Raw genomic sequence first — 24,299 nt, 5'->3', positions numbered from 1 at the left:
TTGTGAAACGTGGCCCACGGCCGGGGAACGCGAGGGGGCCGACAGGCCACCTCCCTTGGGACCCGGGGCGAAGCCGCGAGGCATGCTGGCGGAGATGGGCCCCGAACTCGGTGGACCGTGGTCAGATCACTTGGAGGGACAGGCATGGGAACTGCGGGTCCGGCTTCGAGGCATTGCTGCACGGGTAACGTACTGGTGTACTACGAACAGGACAATCGTGCTGCTCACCGTTTTCCGCAAGACCAGGCAGCATGATCAAAGGCAGATCGACCGAGCAGTCCGAGCGCAGAAGCTCTGCGAGCGCGATCATTGGCGTCCAGCGACCCAGACCTTTGAAAAGGCAGACGTGATGTCCGGCTACCACACTCGCTGGGTCCGTCCTTCCGAGCAGGCAGATGATCCTGAACGCATTGCCATCCGCGAGGCGCTGGCCTTCGGCAAGGCGCTTTACGACCGTCGCGTCGCACTCGGCTTGAGCGTGGTGGAGGTGGCCGATCGGGCGATGATGACCGAGGACGAGATCGAGTGCATCGAGGAAGGTGGGACGGCACCGACCATCGCGCTGCTACGCCGCCTGGCCGCGGCCCTGGACGCCGATGTCCGGCTCACCTCCGGCCATGATCTCGGATCAGTCTGGTTCGAGGCTCACGCCGCTTAGTATCATCCCTCCGCAGCCATAGAACGGCGCTCGCGTTCTGGTCTCCGGTGCACGGCCGGGGGAGCGCGAGGGGGCCGGCAGGCCACCTCGCCCGGGGCTCGGGGCGAAGCCTCGAGACCCCATCGGTACGCCCGAGCGTCAGCGAGGACCGCTCGGGGCGGGATCCAGCAGGCCCACCCGGTCACCAGGTAACGCGGGTGGGTGCTGGCGGGTGAAGGTCAGCGGGTGTCGGAGTCTGAGTCGGTCAGGGCGGCGCGGCCTGCTTCCAGGCGGGCTATCGGGATGCGGAACGGGGAGCAGGAGACGTAGTCCAGGCCCACGTCGTGGCAGAAGTGGACGGAGTCGGGGTCGCCGCCGTGTTCGCCGCAGATGCCCAGGTGCAGGTCCGGGCGGGTCGAGCGGCCCTCCTCGACCGCGATCTTGATCAGGCGTCCGACGCCCTCCCGGTCCAGGGTCTCGAACGGGGATACGCCGAAGATGCCCAGGTCAAGGTAGCGGGAGAAGAACGCCGACTCCACGTCGTCCCGCGAGAAGCCCCAGGCCATCTGGGTCAGGTCGTTGGTGCCGAAGGAGAAGAACTCCGCCGCCTCCGCGATCTGGGCCGCGGTCAGGGCCGCCCGGGGGACTTCGATCATGGTGCCGATCAGGGCCTCCACACCGCTCTCCGCGAGGATCTTCGCCGCCTCCTCGCGTACCGACTCCAGCTCCTGTACGGCCGCCACCAGCGGGATCATGATCTCCGGCCGCGCGCCCGGCACCTCCTTGGCCGCCTGGGCGATGGCCCTCACCTGCATGGCGAACAGGCCCGGGATCACCAGGCCGAGGCGGACGCCGCGGAGGCCGAGCATCGGGTTCTGCTCGTGGAGGCGCTTCACCGCCGCCAGGAGCTTGCGGTCCTTGTCCGTGGCCTCGTCCGTGGCGACCTTGACCGACAGATCCACGATGTCGGGAAGGAACTCGTGGAGCGGCGGGTCGATCAACCGAATTGTGACGGGATTTCCGTCCATAGCCCGAAATATCTCGGTGAAATCGGCCTTCTGGAGCGGCTCCAGCGCGTCCAGGGCCGTCTGGCGGGCCTCGTCCGTCGACGCCAGAACCAGGTCCTCCACGAGCTGCCTGCGCTCGCCCAGGAACATGTGCTCCGTCCGGCACAGCCCGATCCCCTGCCCCCCGAACCGGCGGGCCCGCGCCGCGTCGTCCGGGGTGTCCGCGTTCGCCCGCACGCCCAGCCGCCGGACCGAGTCCGCGTGGCGCATGATCCGGTCCACGGCCTTGACCAGCTCGTCCTCCGGCTCGGCACCCTCGAAGTACTCGACCACGGCCGAGTCCACGACCGGCACCTCGCCCAGGTAGATCTCCCCGGACGTCCCGTCGATCGAGATGACGTCGCCCTCCGACACCACCACCCCGCCGGGCGCGGTGAAGCGGCCTTCGCGCGTCGAGACCTCCAGCTCCTCGGCCCCGCACACGCACGTCTTCCCCATGCCCCTGGCCACCACGGCGGCGTGCGAGGTCTTGCCGCCCCTGCTGGTCAGGATGCCCTTGGCGGCGATCATGCCGGCCAGGTCGTCGGGGTTGGTCTCGCGGCGGACGAGGATGACGTCCTCACCCCGCTCCGACAGCTCCACGGCCCGCGCGGAGGTGAAGACGACCTTGCCCACGGCCGCGCCGGGCGAGGCGTTCATGCCCTTGGCGATCTTCTTCTTGTCCGCGCCACCGTCGAAGCGGGGGAACATGAGCTGCGCCAGCTGGTCGCCGGTGACGCGGGTGACGGCCTCGTCGATCGTGATCAGGCCCTGGTCCACTAGCTGGGTGGCGATGCAGAACGCGGCCGCCGCCGTGCGCTTGCCGACCCGGGTCTGCAGCATCCACAGCTTGCCCCGCTCGATCGTGAACTCGATGTCGCAAAGGTCCCGGTAGTGGTTCTCGAGGGTCTCCATGATCCCGAGCAGCTCGTCGTACGAGCGCTTGTCGATGCGCTCGAGCTCCTCCAGCGGGATCGTGTTGCGGATGCCGGCCACCACGTCCTCGCCCTGGGCGTTCTGCAGGTAGTCGCCGTAGATGCCCTGCCTGCCGGTCCCCGGGTCGCGGGTGAAGGCGACGCCGGTGCCGGAGTCGTTGCCGACGTTGCCGAAGACCATGGCCACGATGTTCACGGCGGTGCCGAGGTCGGCGGGGATGCGTTCCTGGCGGCGGTAGAGGATGGCCCGGGGAGCGTTCCAGGAGTCGAAGACCGCCATGACGGCCAGGCGCATCTGCTCGCGCGGGTCGGTGGGGAAGTCCTTGCCGGTCTGCTCGTGGACGATGCCCTTGAACGTCTCCACGAGCCCCTGCAGCTCGCCCGCGTCGAGGTCGGTGTCCTGGCGCTTGCCCTTCAGCGCGTCGAGCGCGTGCTCGAACAGGTCGCCGTCGATCCCGAGCACCGTCTTGCCGAACATCTGGATGAGCCGCCGGTAGGAGTCCCACGCGAAGCGGTCGTTGCCGCCCGCCTGCTTGGCCAGGCCGTGCACCGACTCGTCGTTGAGCCCGATGTTGAGAACGGTCTCCATCATGCCCGGCATGGAGAACTTCGCCCCGGAGCGCACGCTCACCAGCAGCGGGTCGTCGGCCTGCCCGAGCCGCCGCCCCATCTGCTTCTCGAGCGCGTCGAGGTGCGCGGCGACCTCCCGCTCGAGGCCGTCCGGTACGACGCCCGCCGCCAGGTAGTGACGGCAGGCGTCGGTGGTGATCGTGAATCCGGGGGGAACGGGGAGCCCGAGGTTGGTCATTTCGGCAAGGTTCGCTCCCTTGCCGCCAAGAAGATCCTTGAGATTCCTGTTGCCCTCGGTGAAGTCGTAAACGTACTTGGCCACCACACGCTCCAATCAACGCCTCTGCCCGGACTCTACCGGCGAAATTGATGATGAAACTGCACTCCTCGGATAAGTCCTCGTTTTCCCTGGTCAAAGCCACATCAGAGGTCTAATCCAATTATAGTTCTGGAAGGCCATAAATTGGATTAGACCAATTGGTTTACACCAATTCTTGAGAAAGGTGGCGCATGGGTGCAGAATCGGATCACACCCCCACCAGGAGGCCCCCATGGCCACTCCTACCAAGCCCAAGCGACGCGCCCGTATCATCGCGGGAACCGCAAAAACGGCCGTCGATTCGGCGATCTACCTCGATGATCGCCTGCCCTTCGCCCGCTGGCTCCGCCCCCAGCTGCGCAAGCTGTTCCCGAGCCACTGGTCGTTCCTGCTGGGCGAGCTGGCGCTCTACTCGTTCGCGCTGCTGGTGCTGACGGGCACGTTCCTCACGCTGTTCTACAAGCCCAACCCCGACGTGGCCTTCGCGTCCGCGACGGAGATCAGCCTGGACGTGCGGGGCGGGCTGCTGATGCGGCAGCTCCACCACTGGTCGGCGACGGTGTTCGTGCTGGCGATCGTGGCCCACCTGTGCCGCGTCTTCTTCACCGGCGCGTTCCGGCGGCCGCGTGAGCTGACGTGGATGCTCGGGGTGGTGCTGTTCGGGCTGGTGCTGTTCGAGTCGTTCCTGGGCGTCTCGCTGCCCGGTGACCAGCTCGCGATGGCCGGGCTGCGGCAGGCTCAGGGGCTGCTGCTGTCGATCCCGGTGGTGGGGACGTACCTGTCGGCGTTCGCCTTCGACGGCGAGTTCCCCGGGCAGGTCCTGCCGCGCGTCTTCGTCACGCACGTGTTGCTGGTGCCGGGGATCCTGATGGCGGTGGTGCCGCTGCACGCGCTGATCCTGACCTGGCGGCAGAAGCACACCGAGCGAAGGAGCTCGCGACGAGAGAGCGAGGAACGAGCCAACGAGGAGCGAAGCGGTCGCGACCATGAACACGAACGCAAGGCCACGGCGGTCTCAGAAGGTCAGGTCACCGGCGGCCCGTTCTTCCCCTACTTCGCGGTCAAGAACGGCGCGACGGCGCTGTTCACGATGGGGGCCATCGCGGCGCTGGCCACGTTCGTCCGGGTCAACCCGGTGTGGGAGCACGGCGCGTACAGCGCGGGCGGTCACGTCCCGTCGGCGCAGCCGTTCTGGTACTTCGGGGTGCTGGACGGCGCGCAGCGGCTCGTCCCGCCGTGGGAGATCACGGTCGGCGGGTACGTCCTGCAGCCCGGGCTCTGGATCCCGCCGCTGATCCTGACGGTCTTCTTCGGGATCCTGCTGCTCTATCCGTTCCTCGAGCGGCGCTTCACCGGCGACGGCGACCACCACCACCTGCTCGACCGGCCCTCGCAGGCCCCGGTGCGCACGGCGCTGGGCATCGCGGTCATCGCGTTCTTCATCGTGTTGTGGGCGGGCACGTGGTTCTCGGAGGCGGCACCGCCGATGCACTCCGCGCCGGGCTTCCCGCAGCCGCCCCAAGCCCCGCACGCGCTGCTCACGGTCCCGCACGACACCTACGCGATGATCGTGCTCGGGCTGCGGGTGGCCGTGTTCGTGGTGCCGGTGCTGGCGTTCCTGGTCACCCGGGCGGTCTGCCGCAGGCGCGCCGGCTAGAGAGGGTTGTGATCGGGCGGCGCGCCGGGGACACCGTCCCGCGGCGGCAGCCAGAGCACGAACGTGGCCCCCTCCCCCAGCCGCGAGAACACCGCCACCCGCCCGCCGTGCGACTCCACGATCTGGCGGACGATGGCCAGGCCGAGGCCCGTGTGGCGGTCGCGGCGGCTGGACTCGCCGCGCCAGAACCGGTCGAACACCCGCGCCTGGTCGGCCGCCTCGATCCCGGGGCCGTCGTCGCGGACCGCCACCCACAGCCAGCCCTCGGACCTGCCCGCCGCGACCCGGATCGCCCCGCCGGGCGGCGAGAGGCGCACGGCGTTGGAGAGCAGGTTCGCCACGGCGCGGCGCAGCGCATCGGCGTCGCCGGTCGCCTCCAGGCCCGATCCCAGCTCCCGGGTGAGCGTCAGGTCGCGGGCGGCGGCCGGGGCCGCGTACTCCTCGCACGCCTCGCCCACCATCCTGGCCAGGTCGAGATCGGCGTCGGCGAACGCGCCGCCCTGCCGCCTGGCGCTGGCCAGCAGGTCCTCGACGAGCCTGGTCATGCGGGTGGTGGCGCGGTCCACGATGGCCACGGCCCTGGCCCGCTCCTCGTCGCTGGCCTCGGGGGCGGCGAGCACGGCGTCCACGTTCGCCCGGATGATCGTCAGCGGGCTGCGCAGCTCGTGGGAGGCGTCGTCGATGAGCTGGCGCTGCGCACTGAACGCCTCCTCCAGCCGGTCCAGCATGGTGTCGATGGTGTCGGCCAGGTCCTTGAGCTCGTCGCGCGGCCCGTTCAGCTTGATGCGCCGCTTGAGGTCGGTGGCCTGGATCTCCTCCGTCGTACGCGTGATCGACCTGACCGGCCGCAGCACGCGGCCCGCCAGCACCCAGCCGATGCCCAGGCTGGCGACGTAGAGGCCGGCCAGCGTGATCAGCGAATAGTCGCGCAGCGTGGCCATCGTCCGGACGTTGACCGCGTTCTCGACCTCCTCGACGAAGACCACCTCGCGCTTGCCGAGGAAGGTGGTGCCGCTGTAGGTCTTGGCGAACTCCGTCGTGATCGGGCGCTGGTCGGTGGTCTTGGAGACGGCGAAGTAGGTGCCGCCGAGCACGAGCGCGGCCAGCACGAAGAGCAGTCCCGAGTAGAGGACCGTGAGCCGGAAGCGGATGGTGTGGATCACGCCGGTTCCTTGAGCCGGTAGCCCCGGCTGATCACGGTCTCGATCAGGCCCTCTTCCTGCAGCTTGCGGCGCAGGTTGCCGACCGTGACGCGCACGGTGCTGGTGAACGGGTCGGCGTGCTCGTCCCAGACGTGTTCCAGCAGTTCCTCGGAGGAGACCACGTATCCGGGGCGGCGCATGAGGTAGTGCAGCACCCCGTACTCCTTGGGGGTGAGCGCCAGCGACCTGCCGTGCAGCGACACCTCCAGCCTGGCGGTGTCGATCCGCAGCCCGCCCACCTCCAGCACCGACGTGCCGGCGCCGGAGTCCCTGCGCAGCAGGGCCCGCACCCGCGCCAGCAGCTCGGGGAACGCGAACGGCTTGACCAGGTAGTCGTCGGCCCCCTCGTCGAGCCCGCGCACCCGGTCGTCCAGGCGGTCGCGGGCGGTCACCATGATGATCCGCGCGCCCTGCCCGGCCGCGCGCACGCTGCGGCACAGCTGGAACCCGTCCCCGCCGGGCAGGTTGAGGTCGAGCAGGACCAGGTCGTACGAGTTCACCTGCAACTTCTCATGCGCGGAAGGCGCGTCGTAGGCGACGTCCACCGCGTATCCCGCACGGACGAGGCCGACGCGCAACGCGTCGACCAGGTCCTCCTCGTCTTCCACCACAAGCAGTCGCATGCCCCGCACCCTAGTTTCGGATGATTCGTTCCGCGATCGGCGCCGCCCGGTCGATGGGGATGGCGAACCCGATGCCGATATTGCCGCCACCCCGCCCGGACGCGATCGCCGTGTTCACCCCAACGACCTCGCCCCGGGCGTTGACCAGCGGGCCGCCCGAGTTGCCGGGGTTGATGGACGCGTCCGTCTGCACGGCCGTACGCAGCGCCGCCGCCCGGGCCGAGCCCAACCGTACCTCCCGGTCCAGAGCGCTCACGATGCCGGCGGTGACCGTGCCCGACAGGCCCAGCGGGGAGCCGATCGCGAGCACCTGGTCGCCGACGGCCAGATCTCCGGACCTGCCGAGGGTGGCGGGCGTGAGTTCCCGGGGATAGTCCACCTCCAGCACGGCCAGGTCCTCGTCGTCGTCCTCGCCGATCACGCGGGCGCTGATCCGGCGGCCGTCGTTCAGCACGACGGTCGCCCGGTCGCTGCCCCTGATCACGTGCGCGTTGGTGAGGATGTGGCCGCGGCCGTCCACCACGAACCCCGAGCCGCCCCCGCCGCCCGTCTCCACCGAGACCACGCTGGGCAGGACCCGGGCCGCCGTCGCACTCAGCCCGCTGAGGCCGGCCGACGGCGCGGGCGCCACCCTGGGGAGGGCGGCGGCGGGGGCCGTCTCGGACCCTTCGGAGAGCCGCGCCCCCGCCGCACCCCCAGCGATGCCCGCCGCCGCCCCGGTGAGCGCCGCGACGAGCGCGGCGGCCACCAGCAGACGTCCCTTGGGCGGCGCCCCCTTCTGCGGTGGATCCTGCGGCACGGTGGCCACGACGGTCGGGGTGACGAACTCCGGCCCGCGCGGGCTGCCCAGACCTCTCATGGCAGCCTCGAGAACCACAACATCGACGTCACCGCCGCGATCAGCGCGAAGGCCATCCCCGCCGCCACGAACCACATCCATACCTCCTGCCGCTCGGTCCGGTAGCCGACCGACGTGCCGATGTCCTCGTAGACCGCCTGCAGCTCGTCGCCGCTGGCCGCCTCGTAGAAGCCGCCGCCGGCCGCCTCGGCCAGCCCGCGCAGCGCCGGGGCGTCCACGGGCACCGGGATCTCGCGTCCCGAGATGTCGATCGTGCCGTCCGCCGTGCCGTACGCGATGGTCGTGACCGGCACGCCCCTCCCGGAGGCCGCCGCGGCCGCGTCACCGACCGTGCGGCCCGTGGTGTTGGAGCCGTCGGACAGCAGCACGATGTGCGCGGGCGGCCTCTCCTCCTGCGAGTCGAGCGCGGCGATGGCATCCAGCGAGGAGTAGACCGCCTCGCCGATGGCGGTGCCCGAGGCGGTGCTGAGCCGGTCGAGCGCGCTCAACACCGCCTGCCGGTCCGTGGTCGGCGGCACGGCGACGGACGCCGACGAGGAGAACGACACCAGGCCCAGGTTGAACCGCTCGGGCAGGCCCGCCACGAACTGCCTGGCCGCCTGCTTGGCCGCCTCGAACCGGTTGGGCCGCACATCGGTGGCGCTCATGGACGCCGACACGTCGAACGCCACCATGATCGTCGCCCGCTCCCTCGGCACCCGCACCTCGGCCGTCGGCCGGGCGAAACCGATCACGAGCAGCGCGAACATCAGCAGCAGCGCCGCCGCCGGAACGTGCCTGCGCCAGCCCGGCCGCCTCGGGGCGACCTTGTCGAGCAGGTCGAGGTTGGTGAACCTGACGGCGTACGCGGTCCTGCTCCGCAAGGCCATGACCACGTACGCCAGGGCCAGCGCGGCCACGGGGACGAGCAGCAGCAACCACAGGGGCGCGATCAGCGTCACGCCGCATCACCTCCTCCCCCGGCGGGGCGCGCCAGAACGGCCAGGCGGCGCTGCCTCATGACGTGCCGGACCAGGTCGCGCACCCAGTCCCGGTCCGTGCGCAACCGCAGATGGGTCGCCCCGGCCCGGCGCAGCGCCTGCGCGACGGCGTCCCGCTGCTCCGCCGCCGCCTCCGCGTACCTGCGGCGCAGCCGCGCGCTCCCCGTGGCGACCTCGCGCCGCCGCCCCGTCTCCGGGTCGACCAGCGTCAGGATCCCGACGTCGGGCAGCGTCAGCTCGCGCGGGTCGAGCACCTCCACGGCCAGCACCTGGTGCCTGGCGGTGAGCTTGCGCAGCGGCAGCTCCCAGGTCTCGGGCGCGTCGAGGAAGTCCGACACGACCACGACCAGGCCGCGGCGCCGTACCACCCGGCCGAGCTGGTCGGCGGCCACGCCCAGCAGCGGCTCGGCCACCCCGGGCGGGGTTCGGGGCAGCGCGAACGCCGCCTGCAGCAGCGCCATCAGGTGCGGCCGGCCGGTCCGGGCGGGCAGCGTCCTGACGCCGCCGCCGTGCAGCAGGTGGGTGCCGATCCGGTTGCCGGTCCGCTGGGTGAGGAAGCCGACCGCCGCCAGCGCCGACACGGCCAGCTCCCGCTTCTCCATGGCCGCGGTGCCGAAGTCCATGCTGGCGGTGGCGTCGAGCAGCGCCCAGATCTCCAGCTCGCGGTCGGCGACCAGGTCCCGGACATGGGGCTCGTTGGTGCGGGCGGTGACGTTCCAGTCCATCCGCCGCACGTCGTCGCCCGCCTGGTACGGCCGGGTCTCCGCCGGCTCGCTCCCCGGCCCCGGGACCAGTCCCAGATGCTCCCCCTGCAGCAGTCCATCCAGTCTCCTGGTGATCGTCAGCTCGAGCCGGCGGAGCGCGGGCTCGGCCATCAGGTACGGCCTCATGCCACGGCTTCGTTCAGCTGTGACTGCTGCTGGGGGGCGATGACGGGCAGCGGAACGGCCGCCAGCACCCGGTCCACGATCTGCCTGGGCACCACCCCGTCGGCCAGCGCGTCGAAGGAGAGCACGAGCCGGTGCGCCATGACGTCGTGCGCCAGGTCACGCACGTCCTCCGGCAGCACGTAGTCGCGCCCCCGCATCAGGGCCAGTGCCCGCCCGGCCGCCAGCAGGCCGAGCGTGGCCCTGGGGCTCGCCCCGAACGCCAGCAGCCGGCGCACGTCCTCCACCCCGAACCGGTCGGGATCGCGGGTGGCGTAGACGAGGCGGACGGCGTACTCGGCCACGGCGTGGTGTACGAAGACCTCCTCGGCCCGCCGCTGGAGTGCGACGACCTGAGCGGGGTCCAGCACGGCGTGCGGGACGGGCGGGTCCACGCTCATGCGGTAGACGATCGCCAGCTCCTCCGACTCGCTGGGATAGTCCACGTCGATCTTCATGAGGAAGCGGTCCCGCTGCGCCTCGGGCAGGTGGTAGACGCCCTCGGACTCGATCGGGTTCTGGGTGGCCAGCACCAGGAACGGCCTCGGCACCTCGTGCGAGACCCCGCCGATGCTGACCTGCCGCTCGGCCATGATCTCCAGCAGCGCCGACTGCACCTTCGCGGGGGCCCGGTTGATCTCGTCGGCGAGCAGCAGGTTGACCATGACCGGGCCGAGCTCGATGTCGAAGGTCTCGGTCGACGGCCGGTAGATCCTGGTCCCGACGATGTCGGCGGGCACCAGGTCGGGCGTGAACTGGATGCGGGCGAACGTGCCGCCGACCACGGTGGCCATGGTCTCGGCGGCCAGCGTCTTGGCGATGCCGGGCACGCCTTCCAGCAGGCAGTGGCCCTTGGCGAGCACCGCCACGAGCAGCCGCTCGACCATGCGGTCCTGACCCACGATCACCCGCTTGACCTCGAACAACGCCCGTTCGAGCAGCGCGGGGTCCGTCATGGCTGAACCACCGAGTGGTAGCAGTCGTCCACGACCACCCGCAGCTCCAGCGCGGACGGATCGGGATCGGCGAACGCGGCGCTTCCCGTCATGAGCACGGCGCCCGCGGCCAGCAGCACAAGAGCGAAACGTGATGTACGCATAGGACGCATGTCATCAAGCGACCGCGAAAACCCGCGTAACCCCCGTCTTTACATGATCTTTCGGTCGCCCACGAGCCCCCGGGGCGAAAAGCATCGTCCTCGCATCAGGAGGCGCTACGCGCCGTGCGAGCGCCTCGGGCCCTGCCGCCCAGGGGCTCCGCCCCTTCGACCCCGCCAAACCCCCGCTCGCTCCGCTCGCCAAGCCCGCCCGTTGCCCGGTTACCGGGTGGGCCGTCTGGAGCCCGCCCGGAGCGAGGGATCCTAACATCGTCTCCGCACCCTGGCCGGCCGGCGGACCACCCGAGAAGCCAGGGGAGGGGACAGTTCTGACATAAACGTCGGGACAATTACCGCCTAAGGTGAGCGTGACCCCGCGACGCTGACCGAGTTCGGCAAGGTGGTCGAGACGTTCGTGGTCAACGAGTTGATCAAGCAAGCGGGTTGGGCCGAATCCGTAGTCGACTTCATCCACTTCCGCACTCGTGATCAGCGAGAGGTGGACCTGGTCATCGAGTCGGGCGAAGGCGAGGTCATCGGTGTCGAGGTCAAGGCCAAATCCTCGATCGAGGAAGCCGACTTCCGTGGCCTCCGTCTGCTCAGAGACCGGCTCGGCAGCACCTTCGTGGGCGGAGTCCTGCTCAATCTCGGTCAGCAGTCCTTCAGGCACGACGACAGGCTCTTCGTGATGCCCGCCGACCGGCTGTGGACCCCGCTCCCGACCTCATGGTAGGAACGCGGATCCGCCATCGGGCGTGCTGACACTCCATTGACCCGAAGAACGGCCGCCCCTGGCGGAAGCGGCCGTCCGTCAGGCGGGGATCAGCCGATCAGGTACTTCATCACCTTCTTGATCGTCGCGTTCCGCTCGTTGTCGTTGGCGAGCTGCTCCAGCCCGAACCCCAGCAGCACCGTGTCCTTGGTGGAGACGGCGGCCGTGGTGTCCGCCTGCGCGCGGGCGAAGTCGCCGCCGCCGGTGGGGCTGCCCGCCGGCGGACCGGGCATGGCCCAGGGGCCGAGGCCGGTCTCGAAGCCCTCGGAGTCGAGGGTGCCGCCGGTGGTGGTGACCCGCGTGTCGTCCACGAACACGCCCACGCCGCCCGTGCTCGGGTCGGTCACGTAGCTGATCGACACCTCGACCTGCTGGCCCGCGTAGGCGGACAGGTCGAAGGCGACCTGCTTCCAGCCGCCGGAGTCACCGGTGAACCGGTTCCAGGAGCCGCTGGTGCCGCTGGCCGTGCAGGGGTTGCCGCCGGTCAGGTAGTGCCCCAGCCACGGGTGCTCGCCCAGGTAGAAGCCGGCCTCGCACTCCGACGGCACGGCGCTGTCGGTGCCGCCGTTGAGGTCGGGCAGCGTGGTCCAGTTGTCCTGGCCGACCGTGTGGGCCTCGACGATGACGTTGTCATAGCCGGGCTCGGTGTCGAAGGACAGCTGGAAGCCCAGCCTCGGCTGCTGCGCCGCCGTCACGGTTCCCAGGTTGACCGTCCTGGTCAGCCGCATGTACGAGTCGTCCGCGTGCGGCCCCCTGACGTACCACTGGCCCTCGATCGGATCGAACGGACCACCCGCGCCGAGCGTGTAGCCGGCCGCCGGAGTCCCCGTGAACCTCGGCAGGTCCGTGCCCATGGGCTGCAGCACCCCCGCCTCGTCCAGCGGGTTGTCCACCGTGGCCGGACCGCCGAACGTGCCGCCCGTCCCGGCCAGCGGGCCCTTGCCGGCGAAGCCGGTCGGGGAGTTGCGCGCGATGCGCCCGCCGACGCCCATGTAGTACTGGGTGAAGTCGTCGGCCAGCAGCAGGCACTCGTCGAACAGGCCCTGGATCGTGGTGACCACGCAGTCGCCGTCCGGGTCGCCGTCGATGCCGTAGTAGATGCCTCCGACGATCGTGTCGAGAATGCCGTAGTACGCGGCCGTCTCGCCGGTGTAGAGGAGCTTGCCCCCTTCGTTGAGGTAGTCGCGGATGGAGACGGTCAGGTCCTGCTGCGACCGCTTGACGTCCGCGTCGGGCAGGTCGCCGAGCGGGGTCACGGTGACCAGGTCCTGCTGGTCCATCGACAGCCGGTTGTCGCCCAGCTCCCACACGACGCCCTTGAAGTGCGACAGCACGCCCAGGTGGTCCGGCACGCCCTGCGCGTCCACATCCCAGGTCTCGGAGGCGTACCCGGCGGCCTGGAGGGCCTTCTTGTACGTCGTGGTGTGCTTGGGCGCCGTCACCGCGGGCGGGTAGTCCGGGTTGAAGCCGGTGTAGTCCTCGTTGGCGACGATCAGGACCTTGGCCGCGGAGTCCTTGGCCAGGGTGTAGGTGAAGTGCGAGCTGGAGACGAGCCCGGTGCCCTGCTTGAAGCCCTGGAACCAGACCTCGACCTTGTCGCCCGGTTTCGCGCCGCTCACGGTGCCGCGGTACTCGGCGAAGAACAGGTCGTTCTCGTCGCCGTACCGCTTGCCGCCCTGCCATTCCGACAGCGGCCTGGTCTGCGCCGGGCCGCCGTTGACGCGGAAGCGCAGCACCTTGCCCAGCAGCGACCTGCGGGCGGTGACCGCCACCGGCTGCGGGTCGCCGTACGAGACGCTGAAGGAGTCCGGCGCGAAGTCGGGCACCGTGCGCCCGACCACGGAGACCGGGGTGTCCGGCGTGTGCACGGTCTTGGCCGCGGCCAGCGCCAGCGGGACGTTCTTGAGGAACTCGTCCTGGATCAGCGCCTCGCTGTCGGGGAAGGTGAAGCCCAGCCCGCCGGCGCAGTCGTCGAGCGTCCACTCGTCGTTCGGGTTCCGCTCGACCGCGTCCTCGCAGGTGGACATCTCCGGCGTGATCGACATGACCTTCCGCAGGTTGGTCATGTGCCCGTCGGTCTCGCCGTTGGTGGTGTAGAGCTCGGCGCCGATGTCGGGGTCGTAGCCGGGCACGGCCGGGTGGGCGTCGTCGCCGAGCATGGCCTCGAAGATCAGGTCGTCGGGCGACGGCGTGGCCTGCTGCCAGCCGATTCCGTACAGCAGCAGCATGGCCGCCGAGTGGTAGTTCAGCAGGTACGTGAAGTGCACCCGCTTGGTCAGGTTGTCCAGCGCCACGGTCTCCGGCTCCGACTGCGGCGACTTGCCGCGGTAGGTCTGGCTGGAGAAGACGTTGGACGAGCCCTCGTTGTCGTAGCCCCACTTGTAGGCGAAGTTGCGGTTGGGGTCGACGCCGTCGGCGCTGGTGAGTTGGCCGTCGCCGTCGTTGTCCCGCAGGTTCTTGCGCCACAGCCGGTTGTCGGGGGTGAAGGTGTAGTCGTAGCCGTCGGGGTTGGCCACCGGCATGAACCACAGCTCGGTGGTGTTCACGAGCTTGGTGAGCTCGGCGTTGCCGCCGTAGCCGTCGAGGAAGTGGTGCAGCAGCCGCCGCACCATCTCGGGTGTGATCCACTCGCGGGCGTGCTGGGCGGCCATGTACAGCATGGCCGGGCGCTTGCCGTCGGCGAGCTTGCGGGCGTCCTTGGTCACCTTGATCGCGGTGATCGGCGTGCCGTTGAGGCTGTTGCCGAGGTTGACGACCTTGGCGATGCCGGGCTTGGCGTCGGCCGCGGCGATGATCTCCTCGCGGATGCCTCCGGTACCCGCGTATCTCTTGAACACCCCGTCGCCCTTCTGCGCCAGCCGCGCCTTGTCGGCGGTCTGGGCCTTCAGGGTGACGCCCTGCTTGGCGAGCGTGCCGGCCAGCGCGGCGGCGAGGATCACCTCGATGGTGACCTTGCCGTTCGCCCGCTTGACGATCCGCATCTCCTCGCGGTCCACGCCGGCCGCGACGAGCTTGGCCACCTGGTCCGCGGTGAGCTCGCCGGTGTAGACGAACACGCCGTCGGGGCCCGGAGCGGGCTTGGGCACCGCCGACGCGGGCGGGATGGTGAACGAGCCGAGTAACAGGAGGGTGCCGGCGAACATGATTAACGCGCGCTTCATCGCGCCTCCGAGAAATCCGCCCCCGAATGGCTGCTAGGGATGCCCGCAATGTCCGTGTCTGCCAGGGGGCTTGTCAATCAAGACGGCCACATGTGGTCAAATTTCGAACTATGTAATCCAGGGCACGTCCGGATTCGTAGGGAGGCCCCATCCGCCGGTCAAGCTTGCGCGCGTCACGGTGGCGCGGCGGGGAGGCGGAGAAGCGTCACCCTGGAGGGCCCTCGGCCCGGTGCGGCGGGTGGGGCCCACCGTGCGCAGCCGTAAAAGACCGTGGTGGTGAAACGCGCAACGGGCCGCCCGCCGTAAGAACGGCGGGCGGCCCGTGAGACGAGCGCTGGACGAAATTAATCGTTCAGGTGCTGGCGCAGGTAGGACTCGACGCCGTCGATGGAGATGCGCTCCTGGGCCATCGAGTCGCGCTCGCGGATGGTCACCGCGTGGTCCTCGAGCGTGTCGAAGTCGACCGTGATGCAGAACGGCGTGCCGATCTCGTCCTGGCGCCGGTAGCGGCGGCCGATGGCGCCCGCGTCGTCGAACTCGACGTTCCACCGGCGGCGCAGCTGCGCGGCCAGGTCCCGGGCCTTCGGCGACAGGTCGGCGTTGCGCGAGAGCGGCAGCACCGCGGCCTTGACCGGCGCGAGCCGGTGGTCGAGCCGCATGACCGTGCGCTTCTCCATGACGCCCTTGGCGTTGGGGGCCTCGTCCTCGCTGTAGGCGTCGAGCAGGAACGTCAGCGTGGCGCGGTCGACACCGGCCGCGGGCTCGATGACGTAGGGGACGTAGCGCTCCCCCGTGTCCTGCTCGAAGAAGCTCAGGTCGGTGCCCGACGCCTTGGAGTGGGCGGTCAGGTCGAAGTCGGTGCGGTTGGCGACGCCTTCGAGCTCACCCCACTCGGAGCCGGTGAAGTTGAAGCGGTACTCGATGTCGACGGTGCGCTTGGAGTAGTGGGACAGCTTCTCCTTCGGGTGCTCGTAAAGGCGCAGGTTGTCCTTGTTGATGCCCAGGTCGGAGTACCAGCGGTAGCGCTCGTCGATCCAGAACTGGTGCCACTCCTCGTCCGTGCCCGGCTTGACGAAGAACTCCATCTCCATCTGCTCGAACTCGCGGGTGCGGAAGATGAAGTTGCCCGGCGTGATCTCGTTGCGGAACGACTTGCCGATCTGGCCGATGCCGAACGGGATCTTCTTGCGCGCCGACTGCTGCACGTTGAGGTAGTTGATGAAGATGCCCTGCGCGGTCTCGGGGCGCAGGTAGGCCAGGCCCGACTCGTCCTCGACCGGGCCGAGGTAGGTCTTGAGCAGTCCGCTGAACTGCCTGGGCTCGGTGAAGGTGCCCTTGTTGCCGCAGTTGGGGCAGGTGATGTCGGCCAGGCCGCCCTCGGGCTCCTTGCCGTTCTTCTCCTCGTACGCCTCGATCAGGTGATCGGCGCGGAAGCGCTTGTGGCAGGAGAGGCACTCGGTCAGCGGGTCGGTGAAGGTCTCGACGTGACCGCTGGCCCGCCACACCTCGGGGGCCAGCACCACGCTGGAGTCGAGGCCCACCACGTCGTCGCGCGACTGGACCATCGACAGCCACCACTGCCGCTTGACGTTGTTCTTGAGCTCGACACCCAGTGGACCGTAGTCCCACGACGCGCGCAGTCCGCCGTAGATCTCGCTCGACGGGTAGACGAGCCCGCGGCGTTTGGCGAGGCTGACGATGGTGTCCATGACGTCGGTGCGTCGTGCCATTTTGGTTGATTCTCTTTCCGGCTGGAGGTCGGCGAGTGAAATTGGTGAGATCCCAGCTTAGGGGACGCACGGACCCTCTCGCGCGCCAGTAATCGTTAAGCGCCTTCCTGCGTGTAAACGTCCTCGAACGCACTGGGTTCGTTGACCATGAGAATCATCAGTGGATACATCACCATCCGGGCGGCGGAGAGCGCTCTGCGGTAGAAACCGGCACCCTCCCACTCCGTGACCAGGGCCCACAGGTTGGGCTCATCGACCGAACGGGCCAGCCTGCCACGCTGGTAGCCCGGCTGGGCGGCGAACGTGTCAAGGATGGTGTGGCCCTGCTTGACGAAATCTTGGGACTGGGACTCTGGAACGGTGTATCGGATCACGGCGAGCACCCGACCAGATTAAACGCGTTACGCCCGTCTGATGCGCCGACCCGGTCAGGCGGCCCGCCCGCTCGGCGCCCGTCTCCCGTAGGCTCTGGGTGTGGCCCCAGACAGCAAGCGCCCGCTTCCCGAGGGCGAGCAGTTCTTCACGCCGGGCGCGACCGGCCTGCGCAAGGCCGTCGAGCGGCGCAGCGCCGTGCCGATGACCTACCTGTTCACGCAGGTGCCCCGATGGACGGCGCCGACGGTCCTGGTGGTCCTGCTGCTGGCCGGGTTCGCCGTGGCCAACCCGCTGGGCGGCGTGGCCGTGCTGCCGGCGATCGCCTTCATCGGCTGGCTGGCGTACCTGTCGTGGCCGTCGCTGGGGATCGGCGGAAAGGTGATGCGGGTCGCCATGCTGACCTTCCTCGTGCTCCTGGCGGCGACCCGCTTCGGCCTCATCGCCCCCTAAGGCAACAGGGTGTAGTGCGGGAAGTTGCCCGGCAGGCGCTCGCCGTCCGGGCCCCCGATGGAGGACGCGGTGGAGGACGTGGTGGAGGCCCGCACCAGCAGCTCGCCGCCGACGAACGCGCCGCGCCAGGACGCCCCGAGCCCGCCGAACAGCTCCTCCCGGTCGCCGCGCGAGCGCGGCCGGTTGTGCCCCACCTTGAACGCCCGCACCTCCGGCGCCAGCCGGTGGAACGTCTCCTCCTCGTCGCACGACAGCGTGGCCACCAGGGCGCCGTTGCTGGCGTTCATGGCGGCCAGCAGCTCGGCCTCCGTGTCCACCAGCACGATGGTGTCCACGGGCCCGAACGGCTCGGCGTGGAAGAGGGGTGAGGAGCGGGGCGGGTTGAGGAGCGCCGTCGGCGCCAGATACGCCGAAATATCCTGCCCCGGCAGGAAATGTCCGGCGTCGAGCGACGCCCGGTGCACCGGCACCCCGCCCCTGGCCACCGCCTCGTCCACCTGATCGGCCAGTTCCTTGGCCTTGGAGGCGTTGATCAGCGGCCCGAAGTCCAGCTCCGGCAGCGGATCGCCGGGATCGGCCACCGCGAGCGGATGACCGAACCGCAGGGACCCCACCGCCGCCAGGTACGCCCCCAGGAACTCGTGGAACAGCGACCGCCGCACCACGAACCGCGGATAGGCCGTGCACCGCTGCTTGCCGTAGTCGAACGACGCCCGGATCTGCCTCGTGAGCAGCTCCCAGTCGCCGTACTCCCACACGCCCCAGCAGTTCAGCCCCTCCTGCTCCAGCACGTGCCGGCGCCCGAGGTCGGCCAGCGAGGTCGCCACCTTGGCCCCCGCGTCCCGGCCGCCCACGAACGACACGCTGCCCAGCGCCCGCCCGCCGGCCAGCACCGGCGACAGCTCCGCCCCTCCCCCGCTCACCAGCGTGAACGGCAGCCCCTCGCGCACCGCCAGCGCGCAGGCGAGCGTCAGGCAGCACAGGCCGCCGTCCGTGGGGGTCTTGGCGATCACCGCGTTGCCGGCCAGCGCCTGCACGAGCATGGCGTGCATGAGCACGCTCATCGGGTAGTTCCAGCTCGCGATGTTGCTGACGGGCCCGGGCAGCGGCATCCGGCCGGCGACCATGCGGTCGATCTCGGCCACGTACCAGCGCACGCCGTCCAGGCAGCGGTCCACGTCCGCGCAGGCCGTCTTCCACGGCTTGCCGATCTCCCAGACCAGCAGCAGGGCCAGCAGGTCGCGGTGGGCGGCCATCGACTCGACGGCGGCCGACACCATCGCCTTGCGCTCGGCGAGTGGCAGGTGCCGCCAGCGCCGGTGCTCCTCCACCGCGCCCGCCACCGCCCGTCCCGCGCCCGCCCGGTCGATCCGGGGCAGGCCCGCGATGGCGGTGCCGTCCAGCGGCGAGAAGCCGGGCACGGGGCGCCCGTCGCGGTGCCAGATGCCGCCCCAGTGGTTGAGCACCCGGTCGTCGTGGAATGCCTCGGGGGCCGCCGAACAGCACCGTTCGTAGGCGTCCCGCCAGGCCGTACCCGGCTTGATCCGCATGCGCTCCTCCTCAGTCGGACCAGTCGGCGGTGATGAGCTCGGGCAGCGGCTCGAACTCCTTGACCGCCTCCAGCGAGGGACCCATGGCGGCGTTGGCCTCGCGCTCGACCATCACCTCCACCAGCACCGGCAGCCGCTCCCGCGCCGACTCCGCCGTCGCCCAGGCCAGCGCGTCCCGGATGTCGCCCGGCAGCTCCACCCGGCGCGCCGGGCAGCCGAACGCCTCCATGGCCTTGACATGGTCGATGCCGCCTTCTCCGTAGTGCAGGTCCACGGCGTAGTTCATGTCGTACGGGATCTCGGCCTGCCGGATGAGGCCCAGGTACTCGTTGTTGATCATGACGATGACGAACGGGATCCGGTACTGGGCGGCCACCGCCACCTCCTCCATGAGGAACTGGAAGGAGTAGTCGCCCACCACCGCCACGACCTGCCGCTCCGGATGCGCGCACTTGACGCCCATCGCCGCGGGCACCTCCCAGCCCAGCGGCCCGGCCTGGCCGCACACCAGGTAGCGGCGCGGCAGGTAGGTCGTCTGGAACTGGCCCGACCAGATCTGGTAGAGCCCGATGGCGGTGACGAACGTGGTGTCCCTGCCGAAATACTCGTTGATCTCCCTGAACACCCTGGGCGGCTTGATCGGCACGTCGTCGAAGTCGTCGCGGCGGGCCATCGTCCTGCGCAGGTCTGCGACCTTCCGTACCCACTTGCCCGGCTGACGCGGCCCGCCACGGCGGCGCGCCTCGTGCAGCAGCTCCCCGAGCACCGGCCGGGCGTGCCCGACGATCCCCAGGTCGGGCTCGAAGACCCGGCCGATCTGCGTGGGCTCGATGTCCACGTGCACGAACGTGCGGCCCCGGCGATAGACGTCGAGGTCGCCGGTGTGCCGGTCGCCGAAGCGGGCCCCGATGGCCAGCACGAGGTCGCTCTCCAGGAAGGCGGCGTTGCCCCACCGCGTCTGGGTCTGGATGCCCGCCATGCCCGCGAACAGCGGGTGGTCCTCGGGGAAGGCGCCCTTGCCCATGAGCGTCACCTGCACGGGCACCTGGAGGTGCTCGGCCAGCGCGCGCAGCTGGTCGGACGCGTCCGCGATGATCACGCCGCCGCCGGCCAGGATGATCGGCCGCCTGGCCTCGGCCAGCAGGTCCACGGCCTTGCGCACGGCTCCGGGCAGCGGCGCGGGCTCCTCGACGGGCAGCGGCGCGTCCAGCTCCCGGTCGTACAGGCAGGTCCCGCGCTGCACGTCCACCGGCAGGTCGATGAGCACCGGGCCGGGCCGCCCCGACCGCGCGATCCTGAACGCCTCCCTGAACACCCACGGCGCCTGCGCCGGCTCCTTGAGCTGCACCGCCCACTTGGTCACCGGCCGGGCGATCTCCACGATGTCCACCGCCTGGAACGCCTCCTGGTGCAGCTTGGAGGAGACCGCCTGGCCGGTGACGCAGATCATGGGGATCGAGTCGGCCAGGGCGGTGTAGAGGCCGGTGATCATGTTCGTGCCGGCGGGGCCGGAGGTGCCGATGCAGACGCCGACGTTCCCGGTCACCCTGGACCAGCCGTCGGCCGCGTGGGTGCCGCCCTCCTCGTGGCGTACGGTGACGTGCCTGATCGAGCTGTGCTGGAGCGCGGCGTAGAGCGGCAGGATGGCCGCGCCCGGGATGCCGAAGACGGTGTCCACCCCCTCCGACTCCAGCACCGCCACCACGGCCTCCATGCACGGAATCCTCTTCATCCGTTGAGCCTTTCCACGACCTTGAGGAGGGCGGAGTGGTCGAGCGAGCCGTGGCCCTGCGCCCTGGCCGCGGCCACGAGCTGGGCGACCTGCCCGGTGAGCGGCAGGCTGACCCCGGCCTCGCGGGCGGCGGCCACGGCGATGCCCATGTCCTTGTGGTGCAGGTCGATCCGGAAGCCGGGGTTGAACTCCCGCCGGACCATGGTGTGCCGCTTGAGCTCCAGGATCCTGGAGCCCGCCAGGCCGCCCGCGAGCACGTCCAGCCCCGCCAGGGGGTCCACGCCGGAGGCTTCGAGCAGCACGATCGCCTCCGCCACGAGCCCGTAGATGCCGCCGACGACGAGCTGGTTGGCCGCCTTGACGGTCTGTCCCGCGCCGGCCGGGCCGACGTGCACGACGGTCGTGCCCAGGGTGCCCAGGACGGGCCGGGCCGCCTCGACGTCCTCGGCCGCCCCGCCCACCATGATCGACAGGGTGCCGTCGATCGCGCCGCGCTCGCCGCCGCTGACGGGGGCGTCCACCGCCCGTACGCCGGCGGCCGCCGCCTGCCCGGCGACCCAGCGGGAGGTCTCGGGCTTGATGGTGCTCATGTCGATGTAGAGCAGGTTCGGGCGGCCGTACTCGACGATCAGCGGCGCGACCTCCTCCACCTGCGGCGAGTCGGGCAGCATCGTGATCACCACCTCGGCGCCGCCGACCGCGTCGACCACGCCGGAGGCGCCCTTGCCACCCAGGCCGACGAGCTGTTCGACCCGCTCGGCGCTCATGTCATAACCGGTCACGACATGTCCGGCTTTGAGGAGGTTGGCCGCCATCGGGCTGCCCATGATCCCCAAGCCGACGAACCCGATGTTCACGCCTGCCTCCAGTCGAACGCGCCCGGCCCCTGGTGCCGGTACTCCAGGCCGACGTGGCCTCGGTAGCCCGCCGCCGCCAGCCGGGCGAAGATCTCGTCGTACGGCATGCGGCCGCTGCCGGGGTGTCCCCTGCCGGGGTCGTCGGCGATCTGCACGTGGCCGAACCTGGCGCTGTGCCGGTCGATGAGCTCCAGCACGTCCTCGCCCATCCGGTGCAGGTGGTAGAGGTCGGCCAGGAAGGCCACGTTCTCCCGGTCCACCTTGTCGATCAGCTCGAACGCCGCCTGCGACGACGTGATCGGATATTTCGGGTTCTCGTGGGAGTTGAGGGCTTCGACCACCACGGTCGCGCCGATCGAGGCCGCCGCGTCGGCCGCCCTGCGCAGGTTCGCCACGGCCAGGGCCCGGTCGGTGCCGGGATCGTTGCCGTACAGGGCGTTGAGCACGCCGCAGCCGAGCTCGCCCGCCAGCCGGACCGCCACGTCGATGTTGGCCTGGAACCGGGCGGAGCCGTCCGGCCTGGCCAGCAGGCCGCGCTCGCCGGCGGCCATGTCGCCCGCGTCGAAGTTGAGGCCGGTCAGGCGCACCCCGGCGTCCTCGATCGCCTGCCGCAGCGCCGCCACCTCGACGCCCGCGGGGTCGGGGACGCCGAACGGCCACCACAGCTCGACCGCGTCGAACCCGGCCTTGGCCGCCGCCGCGGGCCGCTCCAGCAGCGGCAACTCCGTGAAGAGGATGGACAGGTTGACGGCGAATCTCACGCCGCACCCCGCCGGCTCAGGGCTGAGCGCATGAGGCGGGCGGTCTCCGACGGGGTGCGCCCGACCCGGACCCCGGCCGCCTCCAGCGCCTCCTTCTTGGCCTGGGCGGTCCCGGACGAGCCGGACACGATCGCGCCCGCGTGCCCCATCGTCTTGCCCTCCGGCGCGGTGAACCCGGCCACGTAGGCGACCACGGGCTTGCTGACGTTCGCGGCGATGTAGGCGGCGGCCCGCTCCTCGGCGTCGCCGCCGATCTCGCCGATCATGACGATGGCGTCCGTGCCGGGATCGTCCTGGAACGCCTGGAGGCAGTCGATGTGGGTGGTCCCGACGACCGGGTCGCCGCCGATGCCGACGGCGGTGGAGAAGCCGAGGTCGCGCAGCTCGTACATGAGCTGGTACGTCAGCGTGCCCGACTTCGACACCAGCCCGATGCGCCCGGCGGAGGTGATGTCGGCGGGGATGATCCCGGCCGAGGACTGCCCCGGGCTGATGAGCCCCGGGCAGTTGGGCCCGATGATCCTGGTGCGGCCGTGCGCGAGGGCGCGGAAGCGCACCGCGTCGTGCACGGGGACGCCCTCGGTGATCACCACGCACAGGGGCATCCCGGCCTCGACCGCCTCCTCCACGGCCGGGCCGGTGAAGCGCGGCGGCACGAACACCACGGAGACGTCGGCCCCGGTCTCCCCCATCGCCTCGGCCACGGACCCGAACACGGGCACCGAGCGCTCGCCGAAGTCCACGGACCGGCCGCCCTTGCCGGGCGTCACCCCGGCCACGACGTCGGTGCCCGCGGCCAGCATGCGGGCCGTGTGCCTGGTGCCCTCCGCGCCGGTCATGCCCTGCACGAGCACCCGGCTGTCCTTGGTCAGAAAGATCGCCATCACGCACCTGTCGCGAGTCTGGCCGCCATCTCGGCGGCGCCGTCCATGGTGGAGACCTGCCGGACCGCCGGGTGCCGGGCGTCGCTCAGGATGCGCCGGCCCACCTCGGCGTTGTTGCCGTCCAGGCGTACGACGATGGGCCTGGCCAGGCCGCGCTCGCCGAGGAGCTCGAGCGCGGTGACGATGCCGCTGGCCACCGCGTCGCAGGCGGTGATGCCGCCGAAGACGTTGACCAGCACCGAGCGCACGTCGGGGTCGGCCAGGATGATCTCCAGGCCGTCGGCCATGATCTTGGCGGACGCGCCTCCGCCGATGTCCAGGAAGTTCGCGGGGGCGGCCCCGGCCCCGGCGACCACGTCGAGCGTGCTCATGACCAGCCCGGCGCCGTTGCCGATCACGCCCACCCGGCCGTCGAGCTTGACGTAGTTCAGCCCCTTGGCCCGGGCGCGGTCCTCCAAACTGCCGGTGGCCTCCCCGTACTCCCAGGCGTGCCGGAACGCGGAGTTGCCGTCCAGGGTGACCTTGCCGTCGAGGGCCACGATGCGCTGGTCGGTGGTGCAGATCAGCGGGTTCACCTCGACCAGCAGGGCGTCCTCCGCGACCAGGACCCGCCACAGCTTCTCCAGCACTTCGGCCGCCTGCTCGGGCAGCCCCGCCTTGGCCGCCAGCAGGCGCGCGGCGTCCGCGTCCACGCCCGTCACCGGGTCCACCGGCAGCCGCACCAGGGCGTCGGGGTCGGTGGCGGCCAGCTCCTCGATCTCCATGCCTCCCCGGCCGGACACCATCGCCAGGAAACCGCCCTCAGCCCGGTCGACAAGGAAAGCCGCGTAGTACTCCTCGAACGGCACGGTCGCCGCCTCGACCAGCACGCTGCGCGCGACGTGCCCCTTGATGTCCATCCCGATCACGTGCTCGGCCTCCGCCTCGGCGGTGACCGGCCCGGCCGCGGTCCTGATCCCGCCCGCCTTGCCGCGTCCGCCGGTCTTCACCTGGGCCTTGATGACGACGGGCGCGTTCAGCTCGGCCGCTATCGCGCGGGCCTCCGCCGGGGTGGCCGCGATCCTGCCGGCCGGGACCGGGATCCCGTGACGCCCGAAGAGCTCCTTCGCCTGATACTCGTACAGGTCCATTCGAGCCTCCTTTGTAGACGGTATACCGTATGGAAAAACCCTCGTCT

Annotated in this window: 21 protein-coding genes; 4 read left to right on the top strand and 17 right to left on the bottom strand. The window is 70.5% G+C overall.

Annotated features, from left to right (window positions below):
* Positions 1-82 precede the first annotated feature (82 nt).
* Positions 83-658 (top strand): type II toxin-antitoxin system RelE/ParE family toxin, encoded by a 576-nt coding sequence (locus ACIHFD_RS13785; protein WP_397367121.1) that lies wholly within the window; start codon positions 83-85, stop codon positions 656-658.
* Positions 659-876: 218 nt separating this feature from the next.
* Here ACIHFD_RS13785 and ppdK read toward each other — a convergent pair whose 3' ends face one another.
* Positions 877-3,510 carry a pyruvate, phosphate dikinase gene (gene ppdK, locus ACIHFD_RS13780; protein WP_397367120.1) on the bottom strand — a complete coding sequence of 878 codons (2,634 nt, stop codon included), beginning with the start codon at positions 3,508-3,510 and terminating at the stop codon, positions 877-879.
* Positions 3,511-3,739: 229 nt separating this feature from the next.
* On the opposite strand from ppdK, the gene ACIHFD_RS13775 reads away from it, so the two are divergent.
* On the top strand, positions 3,740-5,164 hold the full coding sequence (locus ACIHFD_RS13775) for a cytochrome bc complex cytochrome b subunit (protein ID WP_397367119.1): 1,425 nt from the start codon (positions 3,740-3,742) through the stop codon (positions 5,162-5,164).
* Here the strand turns inward: ACIHFD_RS13775 and ACIHFD_RS13770 are convergent.
* From ACIHFD_RS13770 to ACIHFD_RS13740, 7 genes are read right to left on the bottom strand one after another with little or no spacing between them, the layout of a single operon-like run.
* Entirely contained in the window at positions 5,161-6,327 is a 1,167-nt protein-coding gene (locus tag ACIHFD_RS13770) for an ATP-binding protein (protein ID WP_397367117.1), read from the bottom strand. The two genes, ACIHFD_RS13775 and ACIHFD_RS13770, sit on opposite strands and share 4 nt — an antisense overlap.
* Positions 6,324-6,989: a response regulator transcription factor gene (locus tag ACIHFD_RS13765; RefSeq protein ID WP_350725113.1), complete on the bottom strand. Its 666-nt coding sequence runs from the start codon at positions 6,987-6,989 to the stop codon at positions 6,324-6,326. Before ACIHFD_RS13765 ends, ACIHFD_RS13770 begins: the two co-directional genes overlap by 4 nt.
* Before the next feature lie 10 nt (positions 6,990-6,999).
* On the bottom strand, positions 7,000-7,848 hold the full coding sequence (locus ACIHFD_RS13760; RefSeq protein WP_397367116.1) for a S1C family serine protease: 849 nt from the start codon (positions 7,846-7,848) through the stop codon (positions 7,000-7,002).
* On the bottom strand, positions 7,845-8,789 hold the full coding sequence (locus ACIHFD_RS13755) for a VWA domain-containing protein (RefSeq protein ID WP_364239860.1): 945 nt from the start codon (positions 8,787-8,789) through the stop codon (positions 7,845-7,847). The genes ACIHFD_RS13760 and ACIHFD_RS13755 overlap by 4 nt, the downstream gene beginning before the upstream one ends.
* The gene (locus ACIHFD_RS13750) at positions 8,786-9,718 is read right to left on the bottom strand and encodes a DUF58 domain-containing protein (protein WP_363967315.1); all 933 of its coding nucleotides are present in this window, start codon (positions 9,716-9,718) and stop codon (positions 8,786-8,788) included. The genes ACIHFD_RS13755 and ACIHFD_RS13750 overlap by 4 nt, the downstream gene beginning before the upstream one ends.
* Complete coding sequence (locus ACIHFD_RS13745; protein WP_350725106.1) at positions 9,715-10,710, bottom strand: MoxR family ATPase; 996 nt, start codon at positions 10,708-10,710, stop codon at positions 9,715-9,717. The genes ACIHFD_RS13750 and ACIHFD_RS13745 overlap by 4 nt, the downstream gene beginning before the upstream one ends.
* Positions 10,707-10,853 (bottom strand): hypothetical protein, encoded by a 147-nt coding sequence (locus ACIHFD_RS13740; RefSeq protein ID WP_350725105.1) that lies wholly within the window; start codon positions 10,851-10,853, stop codon positions 10,707-10,709. Before ACIHFD_RS13740 ends, ACIHFD_RS13745 begins: the two co-directional genes overlap by 4 nt.
* Positions 10,854-11,250: 397 nt before the next feature.
* On the opposite strand from ACIHFD_RS13740, the gene ACIHFD_RS13735 reads away from it, so the two are divergent.
* Entirely contained in the window at positions 11,251-11,583 is a 333-nt protein-coding gene (locus tag ACIHFD_RS13735) for a DUF4143 domain-containing protein (RefSeq protein ID WP_397367115.1), read from the top strand.
* Positions 11,584-11,672: 89 nt separating this feature from the next.
* Here ACIHFD_RS13735 and ACIHFD_RS13730 read toward each other — a convergent pair whose 3' ends face one another.
* From ACIHFD_RS13730 to ACIHFD_RS13720, 3 genes are all read right to left on the bottom strand, one after another.
* Positions 11,673-14,783, bottom strand: a complete 3,111-nt coding sequence (locus tag ACIHFD_RS13730; protein WP_397367114.1) for a M14 family zinc carboxypeptidase — start codon at positions 14,781-14,783, stop codon at positions 11,673-11,675.
* A gap of 344 nt (positions 14,784-15,127) precedes the next feature.
* Positions 15,128-16,513 (bottom strand): glycine--tRNA ligase, encoded by a 1,386-nt coding sequence (locus tag ACIHFD_RS13725; RefSeq protein WP_350725101.1) that lies wholly within the window; start codon positions 16,511-16,513, stop codon positions 15,128-15,130.
* Between the two features lie 95 nt (positions 16,514-16,608).
* Positions 16,609-16,896 carry an antibiotic biosynthesis monooxygenase gene (locus tag ACIHFD_RS13720; protein WP_192791193.1) on the bottom strand — a complete coding sequence of 96 codons (288 nt, stop codon included), beginning with the start codon at positions 16,894-16,896 and terminating at the stop codon, positions 16,609-16,611.
* Positions 16,897-16,987: 91 nt separating this feature from the next.
* Between ACIHFD_RS13720 and ACIHFD_RS13715 the strand changes: the two genes are divergently transcribed.
* Positions 16,988-17,338: a DUF6703 family protein gene (locus tag ACIHFD_RS13715; RefSeq protein WP_397367113.1), complete on the top strand. Its 351-nt coding sequence runs from the start codon at positions 16,988-16,990 to the stop codon at positions 17,336-17,338.
* Here the strand turns inward: ACIHFD_RS13715 and ACIHFD_RS13710 are convergent.
* From ACIHFD_RS13710 to sucC, 6 genes are read right to left on the bottom strand one after another with little or no spacing between them, the layout of a single operon-like run.
* Positions 17,335-18,888: an aldehyde dehydrogenase family protein gene (locus ACIHFD_RS13710; RefSeq protein WP_397367112.1), complete on the bottom strand. Its 1,554-nt coding sequence runs from the start codon at positions 18,886-18,888 to the stop codon at positions 17,335-17,337. The two genes, ACIHFD_RS13715 and ACIHFD_RS13710, sit on opposite strands and share 4 nt — an antisense overlap.
* 10 nt (positions 18,889-18,898) lie before the next feature.
* The gene (gene gcl, locus ACIHFD_RS13705; RefSeq protein ID WP_397367111.1) at positions 18,899-20,620 is read right to left on the bottom strand and encodes a glyoxylate carboligase; all 1,722 of its coding nucleotides are present in this window, start codon (positions 20,618-20,620) and stop codon (positions 18,899-18,901) included.
* On the bottom strand, positions 20,617-21,477 hold the full coding sequence (locus tag ACIHFD_RS13700; protein ID WP_397367110.1) for an NAD(P)-dependent oxidoreductase: 861 nt from the start codon (positions 21,475-21,477) through the stop codon (positions 20,617-20,619). Before ACIHFD_RS13700 ends, gcl begins: the two co-directional genes overlap by 4 nt.
* Positions 21,474-22,238, bottom strand: a complete 765-nt coding sequence (locus tag ACIHFD_RS13695) for a hydroxypyruvate isomerase family protein (protein ID WP_397367109.1) — start codon at positions 22,236-22,238, stop codon at positions 21,474-21,476. The genes ACIHFD_RS13700 and ACIHFD_RS13695 overlap by 4 nt, the downstream gene beginning before the upstream one ends.
* Complete coding sequence (sucD, locus tag ACIHFD_RS13690) at positions 22,235-23,122, bottom strand: succinate--CoA ligase subunit alpha (protein WP_350725090.1); 888 nt, start codon at positions 23,120-23,122, stop codon at positions 22,235-22,237. The genes ACIHFD_RS13695 and sucD overlap by 4 nt, the downstream gene beginning before the upstream one ends.
* Positions 23,122-24,252 (bottom strand): ADP-forming succinate--CoA ligase subunit beta, encoded by a 1,131-nt coding sequence (gene sucC, locus ACIHFD_RS13685; protein WP_397367108.1) that lies wholly within the window; start codon positions 24,250-24,252, stop codon positions 23,122-23,124. Before sucC ends, sucD begins: the two co-directional genes overlap by 1 nt.
* Positions 24,253-24,299 lie beyond the last annotated feature (47 nt).

This window comes from Nonomuraea sp. NPDC051941, assembly GCF_044593615.1.
The sequence above is the reverse complement of the archived record's forward strand: the minus strand, read 5'-3'. Positions and strand labels throughout refer to the sequence as shown.

Bases quoted from the DNA above. Each gene is read 5' to 3' on its own strand.
- ACIHFD_RS13785 (WP_397367121.1), top strand. From the start codon at position 83: ATGCTGGCGGAGATGGGCCCCGAACTCGGTGGACCGTGGTCAGATCAC.
- ACIHFD_RS13775 (WP_397367119.1), top strand. From the start codon at position 3,740: ATGGCCACTCCTACCAAGCCCAAGCGACGCGCCCGTATCATCGCGGGA.
- ACIHFD_RS13765 (WP_350725113.1), bottom strand. From the start codon at position 6,989: ATGCGACTGCTTGTGGTGGAAGACGAGGAGGACCTGGTCGACGCGTTG.
- ACIHFD_RS13760 (WP_397367116.1), bottom strand. From the start codon at position 7,848: ATGAGAGGTCTGGGCAGCCCGCGCGGGCCGGAGTTCGTCACCCCGACC.
- ACIHFD_RS13750 (WP_363967315.1), bottom strand. From the start codon at position 9,718: ATGAGGCCGTACCTGATGGCCGAGCCCGCGCTCCGCCGGCTCGAGCTG.
- ACIHFD_RS13745 (WP_350725106.1), bottom strand. From the start codon at position 10,710: ATGACGGACCCCGCGCTGCTCGAACGGGCGTTGTTCGAGGTCAAGCGG.
- ACIHFD_RS13740 (WP_350725105.1), bottom strand. From the start codon at position 10,853: ATGCGTACATCACGTTTCGCTCTTGTGCTGCTGGCCGCGGGCGCCGTG.
- ACIHFD_RS13730 (WP_397367114.1), bottom strand. From the start codon at position 14,783: ATGAAGCGCGCGTTAATCATGTTCGCCGGCACCCTCCTGTTACTCGGC.
- ACIHFD_RS13725 (WP_350725101.1), bottom strand. From the start codon at position 16,513: ATGGCACGACGCACCGACGTCATGGACACCATCGTCAGCCTCGCCAAA.
- ACIHFD_RS13710 (WP_397367112.1), bottom strand. From the start codon at position 18,888: ATGCGGATCAAGCCGGGTACGGCCTGGCGGGACGCCTACGAACGGTGC.
- gcl (WP_397367111.1), bottom strand. From the start codon at position 20,620: ATGAAGAGGATTCCGTGCATGGAGGCCGTGGTGGCGGTGCTGGAGTCG.
- sucD (WP_350725090.1), bottom strand. From the start codon at position 23,122: ATGGCGATCTTTCTGACCAAGGACAGCCGGGTGCTCGTGCAGGGCATG.
- sucC (WP_397367108.1), bottom strand. From the start codon at position 24,252: ATGGACCTGTACGAGTATCAGGCGAAGGAGCTCTTCGGGCGTCACGGG.